The organism is Ruegeria sp. HKCCE3926 (genome assembly GCF_017872515.1).
Taxonomy (GTDB): domain Bacteria; phylum Pseudomonadota; class Alphaproteobacteria; order Rhodobacterales; family Rhodobacteraceae; genus Ruegeria.
Window position 1 is genome coordinate 1,566,463 of record NZ_JAEDOU010000001.1, and the last position, 15,639, is coordinate 1,582,101.

The 15,639-nt window shown below is 53.5% G+C and carries 14 protein-coding genes and 1 riboswitch; of the genes, 5 read left to right on the plus strand and 9 right to left on the minus strand.

Going from position 1 to position 15,639, the window contains the following annotated elements; genetic code table 11:
- The first annotated feature begins 101 nt into the window (after nt 1-101).
- Both I9184_RS07870 and I9184_RS07875 read left to right on the plus strand, forming a co-directional pair.
- Complete coding sequence (locus I9184_RS07870; RefSeq protein ID WP_209833579.1) at nt 102-2,000, plus strand: ATP-binding protein; 1,899 nt, start codon at nt 102-104, stop codon at nt 1,998-2,000.
- Entirely contained in the window at nt 2,000-3,199 is a 1,200-nt protein-coding gene (locus I9184_RS07875; protein ID WP_209833581.1) for a hypothetical protein, read from the plus strand. Before I9184_RS07870 ends, I9184_RS07875 begins: the two co-directional genes overlap by 1 nt.
- Here I9184_RS07875 and I9184_RS07880 read toward each other — a convergent pair.
- From I9184_RS07880 to I9184_RS07920, 9 genes are all read right to left on the minus strand, one after another.
- Complete coding sequence (locus I9184_RS07880; protein ID WP_209833583.1) at nt 3,142-4,236, minus strand: DNA cytosine methyltransferase; 1,095 nt, start codon at nt 4,234-4,236, stop codon at nt 3,142-3,144. The genes I9184_RS07875 and I9184_RS07880 overlap by 58 nt on opposite strands.
- A 266-nt stretch (nt 4,237-4,502) precedes the next feature.
- On the minus strand, nt 4,503-5,774 hold the full coding sequence (locus I9184_RS07885) for a hypothetical protein (RefSeq protein WP_209833584.1): 1,272 nt from the start codon (nt 5,772-5,774) through the stop codon (nt 4,503-4,505).
- Between the two features lie 297 nt (nt 5,775-6,071).
- Nucleotides 6,072-6,578: a DUF6634 family protein gene (locus I9184_RS07890; protein WP_209833586.1), complete on the minus strand. Its 507-nt coding sequence runs from the start codon at nt 6,576-6,578 to the stop codon at nt 6,072-6,074.
- A 216-nt stretch (nt 6,579-6,794) separates the two neighbouring features.
- Nucleotides 6,795-7,112: a hypothetical protein gene (locus I9184_RS07895; RefSeq protein WP_209833588.1), complete on the minus strand. Its 318-nt coding sequence runs from the start codon at nt 7,110-7,112 to the stop codon at nt 6,795-6,797.
- Entirely contained in the window at nt 7,109-7,477 is a 369-nt protein-coding gene (locus I9184_RS07900) for a hypothetical protein (RefSeq protein ID WP_209833590.1), read from the minus strand. The genes I9184_RS07895 and I9184_RS07900 overlap by 4 nt, the downstream gene beginning before the upstream one ends.
- Nucleotides 7,477-9,669: a DotA/TraY family protein gene (locus tag I9184_RS07905; protein ID WP_209833592.1), complete on the minus strand. Its 2,193-nt coding sequence runs from the start codon at nt 9,667-9,669 to the stop codon at nt 7,477-7,479. Before I9184_RS07905 ends, I9184_RS07900 begins: the two co-directional genes overlap by 1 nt.
- A complete protein-coding gene (locus I9184_RS07910; protein ID WP_209833593.1) occupies nt 9,656-10,192 on the minus strand; it encodes a hypothetical protein in 537 nt (178 codons plus the stop codon). Before I9184_RS07910 ends, I9184_RS07905 begins: the two co-directional genes overlap by 14 nt.
- On the minus strand, nt 10,189-11,040 hold the full coding sequence (locus tag I9184_RS07915; RefSeq protein WP_209833595.1) for a helix-turn-helix domain-containing protein: 852 nt from the start codon (nt 11,038-11,040) through the stop codon (nt 10,189-10,191). Before I9184_RS07915 ends, I9184_RS07910 begins: the two co-directional genes overlap by 4 nt.
- A gap of 214 nt (nt 11,041-11,254) precedes the next feature.
- Entirely contained in the window at nt 11,255-11,638 is a 384-nt protein-coding gene (locus I9184_RS07920) for a hypothetical protein (RefSeq protein WP_209833597.1), read from the minus strand.
- A gap of 189 nt (nt 11,639-11,827) precedes the next feature.
- Between I9184_RS07920 and I9184_RS07925 the strand changes: the two genes are divergently transcribed.
- From I9184_RS07925 to cobW, 3 genes are all read left to right on the plus strand, one after another.
- On the plus strand, nt 11,828-13,684 hold the full coding sequence (locus I9184_RS07925) for an SLC13 family permease (RefSeq protein WP_171633868.1): 1,857 nt from the start codon (nt 11,828-11,830) through the stop codon (nt 13,682-13,684).
- Between the two features lie 226 nt (nt 13,685-13,910).
- A riboswitch (cobalamin riboswitch) is annotated at nt 13,911-14,118 on the plus strand.
- Between the two features lie 91 nt (nt 14,119-14,209).
- Nucleotides 14,210-14,581: a DUF1636 domain-containing protein gene (locus tag I9184_RS07930; protein WP_171633608.1), complete on the plus strand. Its 372-nt coding sequence runs from the start codon at nt 14,210-14,212 to the stop codon at nt 14,579-14,581.
- A 1-nt stretch (nt 14,582) separates the two neighbouring features.
- Complete coding sequence (cobW, locus tag I9184_RS07935; protein WP_171231961.1) at nt 14,583-15,638, plus strand: cobalamin biosynthesis protein CobW; 1,056 nt, start codon at nt 14,583-14,585, stop codon at nt 15,636-15,638.
- Nucleotide 15,639 lies beyond the last annotated feature (1 nt).

The following is a 15,639-nucleotide window of genomic DNA, read 5'->3' on the forward strand; positions in this document are numbered from 1 at the left end:
AGCTACGGAAATAGCCCCTAAGCCTCTATAATTTCATTAGTTTTAATTTCATTTATCCATGTATAACATACGTATCGAAGCAATTTCTTTGGAACACGCAATTGATTGACCTACCGAACAAGTTGTCCGAAGACATCAGCAATAGTGCATCTACCGGAATACCAGTAGATGGTGAGCTCAAAACAGACGACCGGATTATCGCAAGGGTAACCGATGGTATTTACCGCGAACCATGGTCCGCTTTCAGGGAGCTAGTATCCAACGCCTACGATGCAGATGCCACCAATGTTTCTATCGACTGCGACTACCCTTTCTTCAAAGAGATCAGGATCGCTGATAACGGCCTTGGCATGGATCCGGCAATTTTTGAGCACCTACTCCTCCATATTGGAGGGAGCTCGAAGCGAACTGCCCGTGGTAAGGAACTCGGAACAGCAAGCCTAGATGATGCTACCCTAAGCCCGTCGGGGCGACGGTTGATTGGTAAAATCGGTATCGGACTGTTTGCCGTAGCTCAGTTAACACAACAATTCCAGATCATCAGCAAACGCAAAGGCGATACAAAGCGTATCTCTGCCACGATACAGCTCAAAACCTTTCAAGAGGACACTCTTGCTGACGCTCCGGAAGCCGAGAGCATTAGCGGCTCATACAAGGTGCTTGCCGAGGAAACCGGTGAAACCGAAACTCATGGCACGACGATCATTCTGACTTCTATTCGCCCAGCAATACGCCAAAAACTACAGAGTAGTGATGTTTGGTCTGCAATAGACGAAATATCGAACGATCCTGAAACCGGCTTATTAGACCTCGTTGCTCAACCAAAATTCCACATTGGTCGCGTGAACCAAGAGTTGGAGCTAGTTGATAGCCCGGAACTACCGTGGTCATCAGATGATGCCCCATTGACCAAGTTCCAGAAGCTGTTTGATGCGGCAATCAATGTGAGCAGAAGTGCTCGAGAGCAAGCGAATCTCAGCCATTTCGACAACTACTTGAAGATGTTATGGCGGCTTAGCCTGGCGTGCCCCGTCGAGTATCTTCAAGAACATCCATTCGATATTGATCCAGAAGGAAAACTGGGAGTTTTTGAGCTTTCAAACTCACCGAAAGGGTCTGCTTCAGAAACAATACTGGAAGAAGGAATTACTCCCAGAAAAAGGTTCGATCTTGTTGCTGGTTCTGCGGATCCGATTGGAGAGTTTACCGTTCACATTGATGGCGTAGAGTTGCGCCGGCCAATAGTTTTACCGATGGAATTGAATGCTGCCTCGCAGATCGGCAAGCCGCTGCTTTTCATTGGAAAGGTGAATACTAACTTCGGAGGTTCGTCACCGGATCGTTCAGGCGGTGAACTAGGGTTTGAAGCTTACCTCTATTGGAACTCGAAGATTGTTCCCAAGGAAAGCGTGGGGGCCTTGATCCGCGTCAACGGAGCAAGCGGAACATTATTCGACCCCGAGTTCATGGGGTACCAAGTTTCGGAACAAACCAGAAAGCGCCAAGTAACCGCAGAAATATTTGTAAACAAAGGCTTAGATGGAGCTCTCAACATTGACCGAGAGTCCTTTAACACAAGCCATCCTCACTATTTGTATATTCAGAAGTGGCTTCACAGTGCCTTCCGACAATTTGCGACGCAGCACAAAAAAATAGGTGCAGCTGTCCGCAAGGAGCGAGCGGAAGAAAAAAAAGAAGTGGCCTCGTCAAAAATGCAGCAACACGCGGACCAAGTTTGGTCAAAAATGCGGGGTGAAACCATCGACCCCCCTGCTGTAGAATTTCAAGACTCTGGCACCGGAATTTCGATTCCTAAAATGGTTGGTGCTAACCCGATCATTTGGACCGCGGAGAAGACCACATCCAAGCATGTGGAAAACACTCAATTGATTGAAGCCATTTCGGTGGTTTTGGAAGCCCATGGTGTACTTGAAGGCCTAGATGAAAAAGGGCGAGCCGAACTAATTTTCGACCTAATAAGTGTATTTGAGCCTGATTAATGAACGTCAGTACTGAAGACGAGCTCGAAGCGCTCGTACAGCCCCCTGAACCTCAGGAACTATCAATTCCAGAACCGCTTAAATTTGCCCCTTGGCACAGGCCTAGGAAGCAATTTGTGCGCAAAGAGCAATGGATGAGACACATTTTGGGCATCCTCGCTAAACTCAGGGAGAACGGTGAAATGGTTGGGGATCGACCATTCAAATACCTCACCCTTCCTGGTCCAGATTTGTTGGATGTCAAGTTGGTGGCCGACCTTTGCGGAGCTAACGATGCAAAGCTTCACTATCTCGGGTTTTGCCAAGCAGGCGAACAAGAGAGTAGTCGCCTTCGCCGCAACGTGAGCGAGTTCAGTATCTCGCGGTCGGAGAGTATTGCTCCAGGATCGAAGGTCGTTCTGGCGCCTTTGCAAGATGTGCAGAGAACAAGATCCGAGGCTTCAGTATCAATGACAAGCAGCGGTACGTTCGATGCAGTCAATATTGATGCCTGTGATCCAATTGCAAAAGAGGATAAAAACTCAACAGGCAGACTCATCGACTCCATAAGGAGCATCACGGAGCATCAAATCGCAAATCGCAGATCTCCATGGATGCTATTTCTAACTACGCCTGTACAAACCGATACTATTTCCGAAGAAAGCCTCACGGCAATTAAGCAGCAAATCGAACAAAACACTCAGGCAGATGAAGAATTTGCCCAAGAGCTTGCAGGGCATTTCAGCGACGGTGAGGACCTAGCTTCCTACATGGCCCGAACATCTGCTGAAAACGGGCAAGATTTACTGTCCTTGGTCAGCCTGGGTCTTACAAAGTGGCTAATCCATCTAAGCGAGCAAGCTAGGTTTCGCGTCAAAATCATGCGATCGTATAGCTATTCAATATTCAGAAGAGAACCATTCGAGCCCAATATGGTGTCTTTGTGCTTTTTGTTTGAGCCAGCGCCGCTACCAATTGTCGATGAAACAGGCCTAACAGAAAACCCTGCTCCTAATCCCGCGAATACACCTGGGATATCGGATCATATCAGAGCTTTACGTAAGTCTATCTCGATCGAAAACGTAGATACGCTTTTGGAAGAAAACGTAGACCTCAAGTTACAGATGACCGAAGAAACTAAGGAAATGCTCCGAAGTGCTGGCTATCCGGTAGATGACCCGAACGATGGGTATGACGCTTGGGAAGCTGGTCCTGAATAGTTCAACTTCGACTGCTGTTGATCGAAGTATTTAACAACGGCGCTAGCGACTGCTCTTGCTAAAGGCGGAGGCACGGCTTCGCTAACTTGTGTTATCTGTTCAGAAAGTGTTCCCAAAAGATTAAATTCTCGAGGGAATCCTTGAATGATCATCGCCTCCAAGACACTTAAGCGCCGCTTGCCGCTGGGATGAACATGAACCTCACGGTTACCATATGCAGCTGTATAGCTGGGTTCATCCCACTTAAGTGTTTTGAAGCTTCGTTTCGCAACATATCCTTCCGTGAGCTCTCCGGTTTTGAATTTTGGAGATTTCGGAGTCATGCACCAGTGATTTGGATGAAAGGGAATGTCGGCTGCTCGAAACTTCTTATCAAAGTACACAGGTTGAGGTAGTTGCCCTATTGCCTGCTTGACCGAAACAACGTCCGAGAAAGGCTCAGGAGCACACCAACTGATCTCCAGATTTTCGCAACCTCGTACTGCGACCAAAAAAAATCGCCGACGTGATTGCGGAACACCATAGTTAGCGGCATCTAGAATAACCTGAGTAACTTCGAACCCCCTGCTCTCCAGCCTCTGCGTTTGCTTTTCGACGATTTGACCGCCTCGCTTACCCACAATGGCAGGAACGTTTTCCATGACCACAAATTCTAGCGGGGCTCTTTCATCTAGTGATATGACCAAGTCAAAAAACCGCTCGACCAACTTGTTTCGAGGATCGGCTAGGGAACCAGTTCTGTTCGCCAGAGAAAACCCCTGACACGGTGGACCTCCAATCACGGCACTAGGACGAAACACACCTCCGTAGTCTGCGTCCATCTGTTCAAGAGTGAGCTCGTTAATATCGCGATTTAGTGCAGTTCCACTTTCAAAGTTGTGATTCCACGACTTCAGACTTGATGCCCTACGATCATAGGCCAACGCCGTATGGAAACCCGCCTGCTCGAATCCAAGATCTAGACCACCGCACCCACAGAACAGACTTAACAATTCAAGCCGCCGTTCAGCGCAGGGTTCTGCTTCAATATACGCCATATTTAGCGGTATTTCCGTTAGTTAGATGCAATATATAGCCCCCCATATCGCAGCAAGAATACAGAATTCAATCAAGAAATCCTACCCTCATTCTTACCATTTTGGTGCTAAGCCATTCCTTCTATTCACTGCAGATGTTCGTTCTACCAACCAATATGTAGCACCGTTTTCGGCGCAAAGAGCTCGACAGCGATCAATTCGTAGAGCCATTTGAGAGAAGGGCTGTTGCTGAATATGGCATAGCTTCATTGAAGTACTCGCCTACGTCAGGAGTCCCCTGGCGCACGAAGTTTGAACTCCTTTGTGGGCTTGGATAGTTCGGCTTTATGAGCTGTTTTGATTGCTGCCAGGTCTTCTCTACCAAAGAGGCTCCTCAAAACGGTCCACAATACGGCAAGGGTGCGCTTGAGGACCTTTTCGCGCTTTATGGCCGCCTTTGCCTTCACTTCAGCATTCTGGAGTCTTTCGGAAGCTCTCTCAGTGACTAACTCGTCAATCCGATATTTGACCCTCTCCCAAGCGCGCTCCTCAACCTCCGCAATTGCTTCTGCGCGATGTTCCTCATGTTTGGCCCATCTCTGATCTATTTCAGCTTGAATGGAGCGCTCAGCATCTTTCAGGCCATCCCGGCGAGCCTGTTCGCGGATAGCACGTGCCTCATCTTTCGCGTGGTACAACTGATCCAGTGCATCGGATGCGTCTTCCCATGTCTCCCGAGCTTGCTTTTTGGCTTCCAGCATGTCCTCATTCTGAACCACTCGATCCCGATCCAGTTTTTCGCGCTCTTGTTGAAACTTGTATTCCTCGACCTCCAACCTGTCCTGATCTCGACCAAGTTTCTTTTTTCCTCGCTCAACCCAATCTAGTCCTACCCGGTCGTGCAAGTGTTTGAACCATAGTAATTGGAACGCACGACCTTGGTAGTATTGGCTATCGCAATCGACCAGCACAGGATTGCCATCATCATCTTCAACAGGCCCGAACTTCCCGTTCTCTTTCTTCTCAAGGAGCGGCTTTTGCTTAAAGATTTCGACGGCCCGTTCTTTTCCGAATTTCGTAAGGCTGATCCAGTCCGTGGTACCGCGCTTTGTTGTCTTCGCGTAACGCGGTGCGAAGAATACGTCGACCCCGTGTCTGCCTTTCTCATCCCGATCAAGCCGCCCACGAAACACTGCCTGGCCGCCGTGCGTTTGGTTGACGAACTCGACTGCCTGATCGAGCATCATCTGCTCAGTCTCCGGACTGATGTCGAGATCTGTTGGGAACTGCAGAAAGGCATGACGTGCGATCTTGGATGCACCCTTGTTAACTCGGGCACCTTCGATGTGTTTTTCGTGGGCTTTGACGAGACCACCTTTGGTTAGCCCGGTGCCATATGGGTCATACAAAAGAGGTGGCACTGGCTCGCCATCTGGGCCTTTTCGTACGCTTCTTTTTTTGCCCGCCAGGTCATTGCGCAGCTCGTGGTTTTCCATTGCGGATAGATCGCTTGCCGTCAGACTATTGGCCCTGAATGAACCACTTCTCCCTTTGGTCATTGTTGCGCCCCTAATCTCCCCTTTGTTCCAAAAGGGAGACCCGCTATCCGTTTTGGGGCCCTCCTGCGGAATCCCAAAACAGCGGGTGGGGGAAGCATCCCCTCAACCCCAACACTCCGGCTTCCAGCCTGCGCGGATCTTCGATCCTTGTGAGCCGTCCTGACGGACGGCGCAAAACCCACTCCTCCCCTGCCTTGTGGCGGGCGATGTCGGTGTGGATTTTGCGGGGAGCCTGGACAGCCCGGAGACCTCAAATATCGAAGGGCTGGCCAGGCGGTGGTGCAGGATTCCTGTTGGTCAGAAAAGCATACCATCCCGCTTCGCCTTAAGTTGGTCGAGCAAACATTTCTCGGTCTCATCCAGCGCCGCCATCTCTATGGGATGCGCGGCTTCCATGATGGCCAGGATAGCGCGCCCATCCAGTTCCGTGGCGGCTGTGTGACGGGCAACGGCACGCGCAATGTTTGGGGTATCGGAGAGCGTGTGGAGCTGAGCTGGCTGTTCCTCAACCAGCCGTTCGCGATGGTCTTGCAGTTGGCGGCGTCGGCGGGCAATTTCTAGCTCCGTTGGTTGTCTGTAGGCGGGTTCTCCCAAGACATAAAAACGTGACATCGTTCGCGCCCATTGTTTGAAGCAATCGAGTACAAGAAGGGGTGAGGTGAAGATCCGTTGATCATCCAAAACTGGGTGCCCCGTCACTTCACCGCGCAAACGTGTGGATCTGGAATCCCGGATTTGTGCCCACCGTTCCAACCGGGGAGCAATCGCCAGTTCCGCAGAAGTAGGATTGAATTTACTGTTCATCCGTCGATCACTCGCCCCACGCCTTTCACGCCCGCGCTATCAGCCCCGGTGCGACCACACTCGCACCACGCAACGCCACGCGTTTCGCCCTTGGGCACGTACTTTGTCGTGTGATGCCAACTCTTGGCGATGGTTCCGCAATGAGGACACCTTACCTGGAACGGGCTGGTTGTCGGAGTTCGCTGTTTTTTGGGCATGATCAGTTTCCCTGCCTGGTTATCGGCTCTTCGGCTTGCGTAGAGAAGAAATCACGAACATCGCCAGGACCAGCAGGGCCGCATAACTGGTTGTGATGGACCAAAGGATGAGGACAATCGACGCCAGATAGAATACGGTGCCAACGTCGCTGCCTGGAATGTCATCTGCGGCAAGCCTCAGCAGAAAACCCCAAGCCAGCAAAGACAGGACGAGCGCCCAGGCCGCGCTGAGATACCGCCTACCAAGCCTCTCGCCCCATCCCCTCTTCAGTGCGGTGAACGGGCGAAAGAACATCGTGGCCATGTCGAACAACAGGTTATCGAGAAACGCGGTCATTGTGCGACCTCCTCGACAAGCCAACCGGCGTCTCCTTTGAAGACATGCCCGCGAATGTCCTTGATACCTGCCTGCACCACAAAGCCATCATCGCGGAGCAGATCGAAATTGTAGATGCACAGATAACCGACATCGGTGGGGTGTTCCTCGCACGAGGTCAGCTTTACGTTCATGGCACGCATTTTCAACGAGAGTTGCAAGCCAGCTGGCATGTTTTCGATTGAACCGTATTGCGCCAGAGCGGCAGCTTTGTCGGCCTCAACCCCGTTCAAATAGCCTTGTTCAATATCCTCAGCGCTCGGGCTGTCATCTTTGCATCCGGCCAGAACCGACAATGCCAACATTGCGATGATTGTCTTTTTCATCATCGGTTTCCTTTCGATTTTGGACTTTTGAGGAGGCGCTGCGCGCTATGGCCGACTCCGGCCTTGGTCACACGTCCCACGGCAGCTGCTTGATTGCTGATGATCCGTGTGGGTGCGGCTGTGCCAACCACGTTGGATTCGAGGTTCATCGTGTTCGCTCTTTGCGTCAGCATCCCGGCGAGCGACATGGCATTGTCTCCCAGCTCAGTGATCACGCTGGATGCCAGGATGACCAGATAGAGCGTCACCAGGACGTACATACAGACCAAACCCACAAGAATGATCACAGTGAACCAGGATCCACCCGCCGTCATGAAGCCGAGAAAACCTGAGAACAGCAGAAACAGAAAGTCCATTCCCACCCGCATGATGATCAGGCTCACGATAAATCCTATGATTATTAGGAGGGGTCTCAATAGAGCACCGAGAAACGAGGTCAGAATGCCTGCCGCCGGGCCAATTAACGTTCCGTCCCGAGCTGGTGCGAAGTATGCGAGAACGGCCAACGGCGCTGCAAACAGGACTTCAATGACGGTCAGCAGCCAGGACAACACAGCAGCAAAGAAGTATACAAGCGGTATCGCTGGTATGATCGCAATCAATACAAAACCGAACATCAGCAGCGCCCATCCGACCGGGTAAAGCAGATATTCGGCTACATATCCGAGACCCTTTGCAAGCCCGCCAAACATCGAGACGCCATCAGCGACTGCACCTGCCGCGATCATAGTGCCGCCGACGGCCGAGATTTGTTTGCCGACGGTGATGACGTCTGCCATCGGATCAAGGTAGGTCGCAGTATCACCGCCATCTGTGACTGTGAAAACTTCAAGCAAGACCTGGTACAGACGATAAAACCATCCACCTGTGTCGCTATTCCCAGCATTCACCACTGTCGCAGTCGCGCCGGGTTCATAGGTTCCAAGCTCGACCACGAACCCCTCGAATTGCTCTAGGTATCCGAAGTCATCATTGACCTTCTGAAACATGGCGGCATCAACAGAGCCCGTCATTCGCGACAGCAGCCCACCAAAGTAGTCGTTTATGCCATTGTCGAAATTGGTATAAATCTGAAGCTCGGCTGCGGTTCCAGTGGATGTGTAAGCGGCCATGGTGATCCCGCGATGCCAGCTCAGCGCAAACGGCCAGCCGAGAGTGTCCACTTCATCCAACAGGTCGGAATGAAGCGCCTCGTACTCGGTGTTCGATAGTCCGCCAGATGTGATGCCGGCCATGTAGTTGACGAAGGCACCTGAAACTGCGTCGTCCATCAGGGTTTGGATAGATTCTCGGTCACGTTCTCCAGAAAAGATCAAATCAGCGATCTGGGACGCCACAGGCAGCAAATTGCCGGTGATAGCGCCGTCAGCTGCTTGGTATCGATTGAGCAGAACACCCGAACCAACCCGAGTAGCGAAGTCGGCGCTACTTTCACCATCGGCGGCAGCGATGTACTCGACCTGGTGCGAAACGCTCGCGCAGAGATTATCCGCGCTCCCGTAGGAACCACCCTCATCCGAGTAATAAATCAGACGTTCTAGGTGCGTGTATTCAGTCGAGTTAATTCCGAGAAACCCTATCCGCGTAACATCATAACTGTCGAAATCTACGACTCGTTGAGTTGTCCCTGCTGGCCTCTGAGCAAGGATCGCGAGGCGATCCATTTGGCGTTGACACAGTTCGCCATGGGTAAGCGCGTAGAGCGTATTCGCGAACTGTTGATTGATCAGATAGTCGGTTTCCGAAAGCGGCGCACTTGCAGCAAGGACCGGCTGATCCCGCAGCGTGCCATCAGCGACAGCACGCCATGCCACGTCCCCCAGAGCCGACCCTTGGACGCTCAGCCAGATTAGAGCGAGCTGCGCCACGGTCAGCCCACCCTGGATGGGAACAAACGAGATGGCCCCCACAAGAATGCGAACGATAGTGTACTTTGTGTCCGATTGGTTGCCGAAGGTTTTGCCATCGGCGGCGGTGTCGAAAACAAGCACGTAAGTCGTATAGCTGCCGACGATCAGAGCGAGCAGAAGGCACGCTGTGTTGAAGATCGAAATCAAGTCTGTGAGCAGCGTTCCATCTGTCAAAGATCCTCCTTCTCCGGACACAAACTCGACCACGCCACCAAAAACACGGGTGAGAAGGTCAACCGCATAATCGTTGTCTGAAAGGTTAAAGAGATCACTGAACTCCATGTTGCCTCCGTGGTGCTGTAAACACCGCTGCTCGATGATATTGGGGGAGGTGTTCGTAGCCTGCGCGTAAAATTCTCGATGCGGCGCTCCGAGGAAGAGGCCCGACAACGATCAAGATTGGCGCTTGCGCTGTGAATTCTGGCAGAGATCCATCGCTATAGCGGCGGGTGTCGATGAACAGCACGTCTGTCGGGATTTCCTTGGTGATGTCATCGACCACCACCACGTTTCTGCGTTGATTTAGCCGAAACGTCTCACATGCTAAGCTCAATCGCCTCGCATCTGGATCAGTGCAGAAAATCCGACGCGTGCATGGCGCAAGGTATGCGGCTCTAAGCCCCAAGTTGCAGCCCAACTCAGCTACGGTCTTTCCTTGCAATAGCTCAGAAAGCCAATTGTTTTCCGTCAGTTCCTCGCCGAAACTCAACTCAGCTACCAATTCTGGATGAGATTTGGCCGCATCGGGGACCTTCAAACCTTCAGGAAACGCTAACGAACAGCCCGTAAATTGATCTGTGTTCATAATCCAGCTCCCTGAACCAGTTGCGGCCTAGAATTGTGATTGTGCTGACCACGCCGCCTTTCAGGATCGCTAAACGTTGGCCGCCCGTACTGGTGCGCTAACGACCACCGGATGTATCCTCGGACCATTGATTGATCTTCACTGTTGGTGGGCACCCAACGGCGCGGCATTAGATAGCCGTGGTCACTCCCATCTCTGCCGTGGATCGACAGACCGTGGAGCGGGGGAAAGCCGTTGTCGCTCAACCACTGATCCCAGGCCGCAATCTTCTCAACATCGTCAGCTCGGACAACAACGAGCGTGCGCACCGGGCACTGTCGCGGCGGGCCGGATTGCCCCTGATCAGGCAAATCCGGCGCGCAAGCGCCTTTTTCTCTTGTTTTTTCTTTCCCTTTTTTTGGCAGACATTCCTGTCCGGGTTCTGAGGACATTTTTGTCCGGGACTTGGGACAAGAATGTCTGCCTTTGGCAGTTTGAAGGCGGACAATATTGTCCGGCTTTTCAGCCTCTTCCCGTTCGCGTAACTCTTGGGCTGCGAGATGCGTTGCTTTGGTAGGGACGTACTCGGTTGAATGCTTGAGACCATTCCCGCGCTTAATATCGAACCACTTGCCATCGAGTTCTTTGATCAAGCGCTGGATGGTCTTTTCATTCTTAAGACCAAGATCTTCGCACACTTGGGCATGAGAAGGCCAAGCCTTCCCTTCATTGGGCCCTTTGCCTTTGTTGCAGCGCCAAACCGCAAGATAAGTGGCGAACTGAAAAGCTCGCGCGCTTAGTTCTGTATCAAGCAACAACAAGCGCAGCCATTGAAGCTGAACATCTTTGAATGGGCGGAGCTCTTTCATGTTGCATCCGCCTGGAAACCATTTACCGTTTCCCTGTAAGTCGTTGATTTTCCGTCGTGAACAAACGGGGTCCGTTTACAAAGAAACTGTTGAGAAACAGACCTCACATGCGGATTGCAAATCCGTGTACACCGGTTCGATTCCGGTACTCGCCTCCACTACCTCCAACGACTTGCGATACTTTTTCCCTCCTCGAGGTTCAATATCCAACCAACTATTGGATTTTTCGTGTTGCGATCTTGTTCTGTTCCATCCGACTGCGAGCATTCTGGGCATATGCCGCCAGCTTGCGTTTAGGCAACACCCCGCCGTACTTCCTTGGCATCTTCACCTCGAAATGATCAGAATTGGTGACCTGAATTATTTGTCCGGCCCGTTTAGGTGTAAACCATTCTTGTGGGCAGTTTGCGATCAGGGACGGCCAAGCCGGCCCTTTGCCCGGTTCAGGCGGCGGCAGAATGGTACTGCAAACAAAGCTGTCGGATTGTCTGTTGTTCGTGGCTGGAATTGACTTGCCATTACCTGTGCTGCTTCGACCTTGTTGGAACGGCATCGCGCCGGTACGAAACGTGCTGGTTTCTTCATGCAATTTGGTCAATCCTTCTTTCTGACGTGTTCGTCAAACGGGGTTCCCGAAAGCATTGCTCCCACAGCAACCATTGAGCAACATTATGTCTCAACATCGCCGAAAAACGAAACTTCATGACAAGTCGGGAGGGATGAACTAGGAATCTAACAAAGAAAAAGTTCTGGACGTATTGTGGAACATATTGCCTTTACCTTCGAGATGGGGGTCGTTTGCACCCTTCTGGCTTTCACCGTTTTTCTGTTCGTTTCCGAGATCATAAGGATCGACCTTTCCGCCATATTGGTTCTGGTTCTCATAGGCTTGCTCAGCTACGCGCCCGGGCTGGAAAATTTGGCGGATGTCACCCTTCTGTTCGACGGCTTCGCATCCAATGCCGTCATCTCGATCATTGCGGTTATGATCGTCGGGGCCGGTCTGGACAAGACGGGGATCATGAACAAGGTGGCTGCCGTCATACTCAAATACGGCGGCAAATCCGAAGGCAGGGTTGTACCAATCATTTCCGGCACCGTTGGCGTCATATCCTCGTTCATGCAGAATGTCGGCGCCGCTGCTCTGTTTCTGCCGGTTGTCAGCCGAATTTCCACACGGTCAGGCATACCGCTGTCGCGCCTGCTCATGCCAATGGGATTCTGCGCCATTTTGGGCGGCACAATGACGATGGTCGGGTCGTCTCCTCTTATCCTGCTGAACGATCTGATCCTGACGGCAAATGACAGTCTGCCAGCCTCTCAGAAAATGGAGCCCTTCGGCCTGTTCTCGGTCACGCCGATCGGTGCGGTTCTGATCCTGACGGGAATTGGTTACTTTCTGCTGTTGGGACGCTGGGTTTTGCCCGAGGCTGAAGGACCTGACAATACGGGTACCGGACAAGGGACACAGGAATACCTGCAAAGGGTCTATGGCCTCAAAGCTGATGTGTTCGAAGTCGTGGTGCCCGAGGACAGCCCCCTGGTCGGCGAGATTCTGGCCGACATCAACCACGAAAACCACCTGTACATCATTTCAACCTTCTATCGCGGTAAAACCTCGATGGTTCAGGTTTTGACAGCGGAAATTGCAGCGCCGTGTCGGCTGGCCATCGTCGGCCGCCGTTGGGAGGTCGAGAAGTTCGCCGAGAAATACGGGCTGACCGTTCTTCCGGACTTGGACATTTTCGTCGAAGAGTTCGCCCCAACCAATGCAGGCGTGGCCGAGGTGGTCATCACGCCTGACAGCAAGCTGATCGGCAAATGCCCCCGCGAGCTTTTGTTTCGCAAGACCTACGGGATGTCGCTGCTGGCCATTCACCGCGGCGAAGAGACGCTGAGCCATGTCGAGACCGAGGATCACGAATCCACACAGATCGGGCTCGAAAAGTTTCAGGCGGGCGACATGCTTGTGGCCCATACCAGATGGGACAACCTGATGCGGATCAAACGAGATCCGGATTTCGTCGTTGTGACGACAGACTTTCCTCAGGACGAGCTGAGGCCGCAAAAAGTCGGCTGGGCCCTGGCATTCTTCGCCATTTCGCTGTCGTTGATCCTGTTCACGGACGTCCGGCTTTCACTCTGTCTTCTTACCGGCGCGGTGGGCATGATGCTGACCCGTGTGCTCAGCGTGGACGAGGCGTACCGCGCGGTCGGATGGAACACCGTATTCCTGCTCGCCTGCCTCATACCTTTGGGACAAGCCGTGCAGAACACAGGCACGGCCGCGTGGATCGCCCAGCAGATCATGATAATTCTGGACGGCTGGCCGCTCTGGTCGCTGCAAACCGGCATCGCCATTCTGGCGACGGCCTTTTCTTTGGTCATGTCCAACGTGGGGGCCACGGTCCTGCTGGTGCCTCTGGCGGTATCGATTGCGGTGGCTGCGGGTGGAAACCCGGCCGTCTTTGCCCTGACGGTCGCCATATCGACCTCGAACAGCTTCATCATCCCAACCCATCAGGTAAACGCGTTGATCATGGGTCCGGCCGGATACAAGGTGATGGATTTCGTCCGCTCCGGCGGAATAATGACGGCGCTGTTTCTGGTCGTCTCGCTGCTCATGATCAACGTCATCTATTAGCGCAAGAGGATCCGGGGTGTTCGGTGGTCTTTCCCATCATCTTGACACGTTCAGTCAAGGCACCCGTTCACCATAGTCTACGCCCCTTGCTAACATACCGTTCGTCGCCCGGCCCATCTCGGGCTGGGTCCCGGTACGCCATGCCGCCCATCGACGCCCACAGGTCGCTTTCCATGCCTCTGCATCATTGTTGCGCGCGACTCGCTTGACAAGCAGGCCAGCGGTGCCGCATGTCCCTTTCGTTGGTGTCGGTGACAGCCGATGAAAAGGGAATGCGTCAACGGTCTTGCCGCCAAACGCAGCCGCCCCCGCGACCGTGAACGGAGAGGATGCCCAATGCCACTGGCCCAAAAGCCGGGAAGGCGGGACATCCGACAGAGGCCCGCCTTTGGCATCCGCAAGCCGGGAGACCTGCCAACAACCGAAGTTGAAACCGGGCGGGGTGTTCCGGTGTCGGGTCCATGACCATTCGTGGCCCGCATGAAACCCCGTCCCCCGCGAAGAGGATTTGGGGGGATGAGAGACATGACCGATACCGCACCAGTCGAGTTGCTGGTCTGTACCACCTGCCGTCGCGGCCTGCCTGTGGAAGATGACACGCAACGCCCGGGCGCTTTGTTACACAAGGCTCTGGAACAGGCGGACCTGCCCGACGGTGTCACCCTGAAAGCCGTTGAATGCCTGTCAAACTGTGATCAAGGCTGTTCGATCGTGTTGCGCGGGCCGGGCCGCTGGACCTTCGTGTATGAAAACCTGAACGAAACAGATCATGTCGACGTCATCGTCGACGGCGCGACCAAGTATCTGGCCACCGAAGATGGTTTGGTGAAATGGCGCGAACGCCCCGAACATTTTCGCAAGAACTGTGCCTCGCGCATTCCCCCCATTGGAGCCTGACATGTCGAACCTCGAAAAACTCCCCGTCACAGTGATCACCGGCTTTCTGGGCTCGGGCAAGACCACTTTGGTGCGTCACCTGATGCAGAACCCACAGGGCAAGCGCCTTGCTGTCGTGGTCAACGAGTTCGGCGATGTAGGCGTCGATGGCGACATCCTGAAATCCTGCGCCATTCCTGATTGCCCGGCGGAAAACATCATGGAACTGGCCAATGGCTGCATCTGTTGCACCGTGGCAGATGATTTCATTCCCACCATCGAGGCCCTGATGGCGTTGGAGCCACGCCCGGATCACATCCTGATCGAAACCAGCGGTCTGGCCCTGCCGAAACCGCTGCTCAAGGCATTCGACTGGCCTGACATCCGCTCGAAGATCACCGTCGACGGCGTGATCGCCCTGGCCGATGCCGAGGCCGTGGCCGCAGGCCGCTTCGCGCCCAATGTCGAAGCAGTGGATGCGCAGCGCATGGCCGATGACTCGATCGACCACGAAACGCCCCTGTCCGAGGTGTTCGAGGATCAGATCTCCTGCGCTGACATCATCCTGCTGACCAAGCCCGACCTCGCCGGCCCAGAAGGCGTGGCCAAAGCGCGCGAGATCATCGCCGCCGAGGCGCCGCGCCCCCTGCCCGTCGTCGAAGTGGCCGAAGGTGCCGTGGACGTGCGCGTTGTGCTGGGTCTGGAAGCCGCCGCCGAGGATGACATGGACGCCCGACCCTCGCATCACGACGGCCATCACGATCACGAGCATGACGATTTCGAAAGCATCATCGTCGAGCTGCCCGAGCAGACCGATCCGGCCCAACTGGTCGCCAATATCGAACGCCTGGCAAATGAACTGAACATCCTGCGCGTCAAAGGGTATGCCGCCGTTCAGGGCAAACCCATGCGCCTGCTGGTCCAGGCAGTGGGTGCCCGCGTGCGTCACCAGTATGACCGCCCGTGGGAACCCGGTGAAGAACGCCGTTCGCGTCTGGTCGTCATCGCCGAGCATGACGATATCAAAGAGGCGGAAATCCGCGAAATCCTCGTAGGTGTGCGTGAGGCCGCCGAGTAAG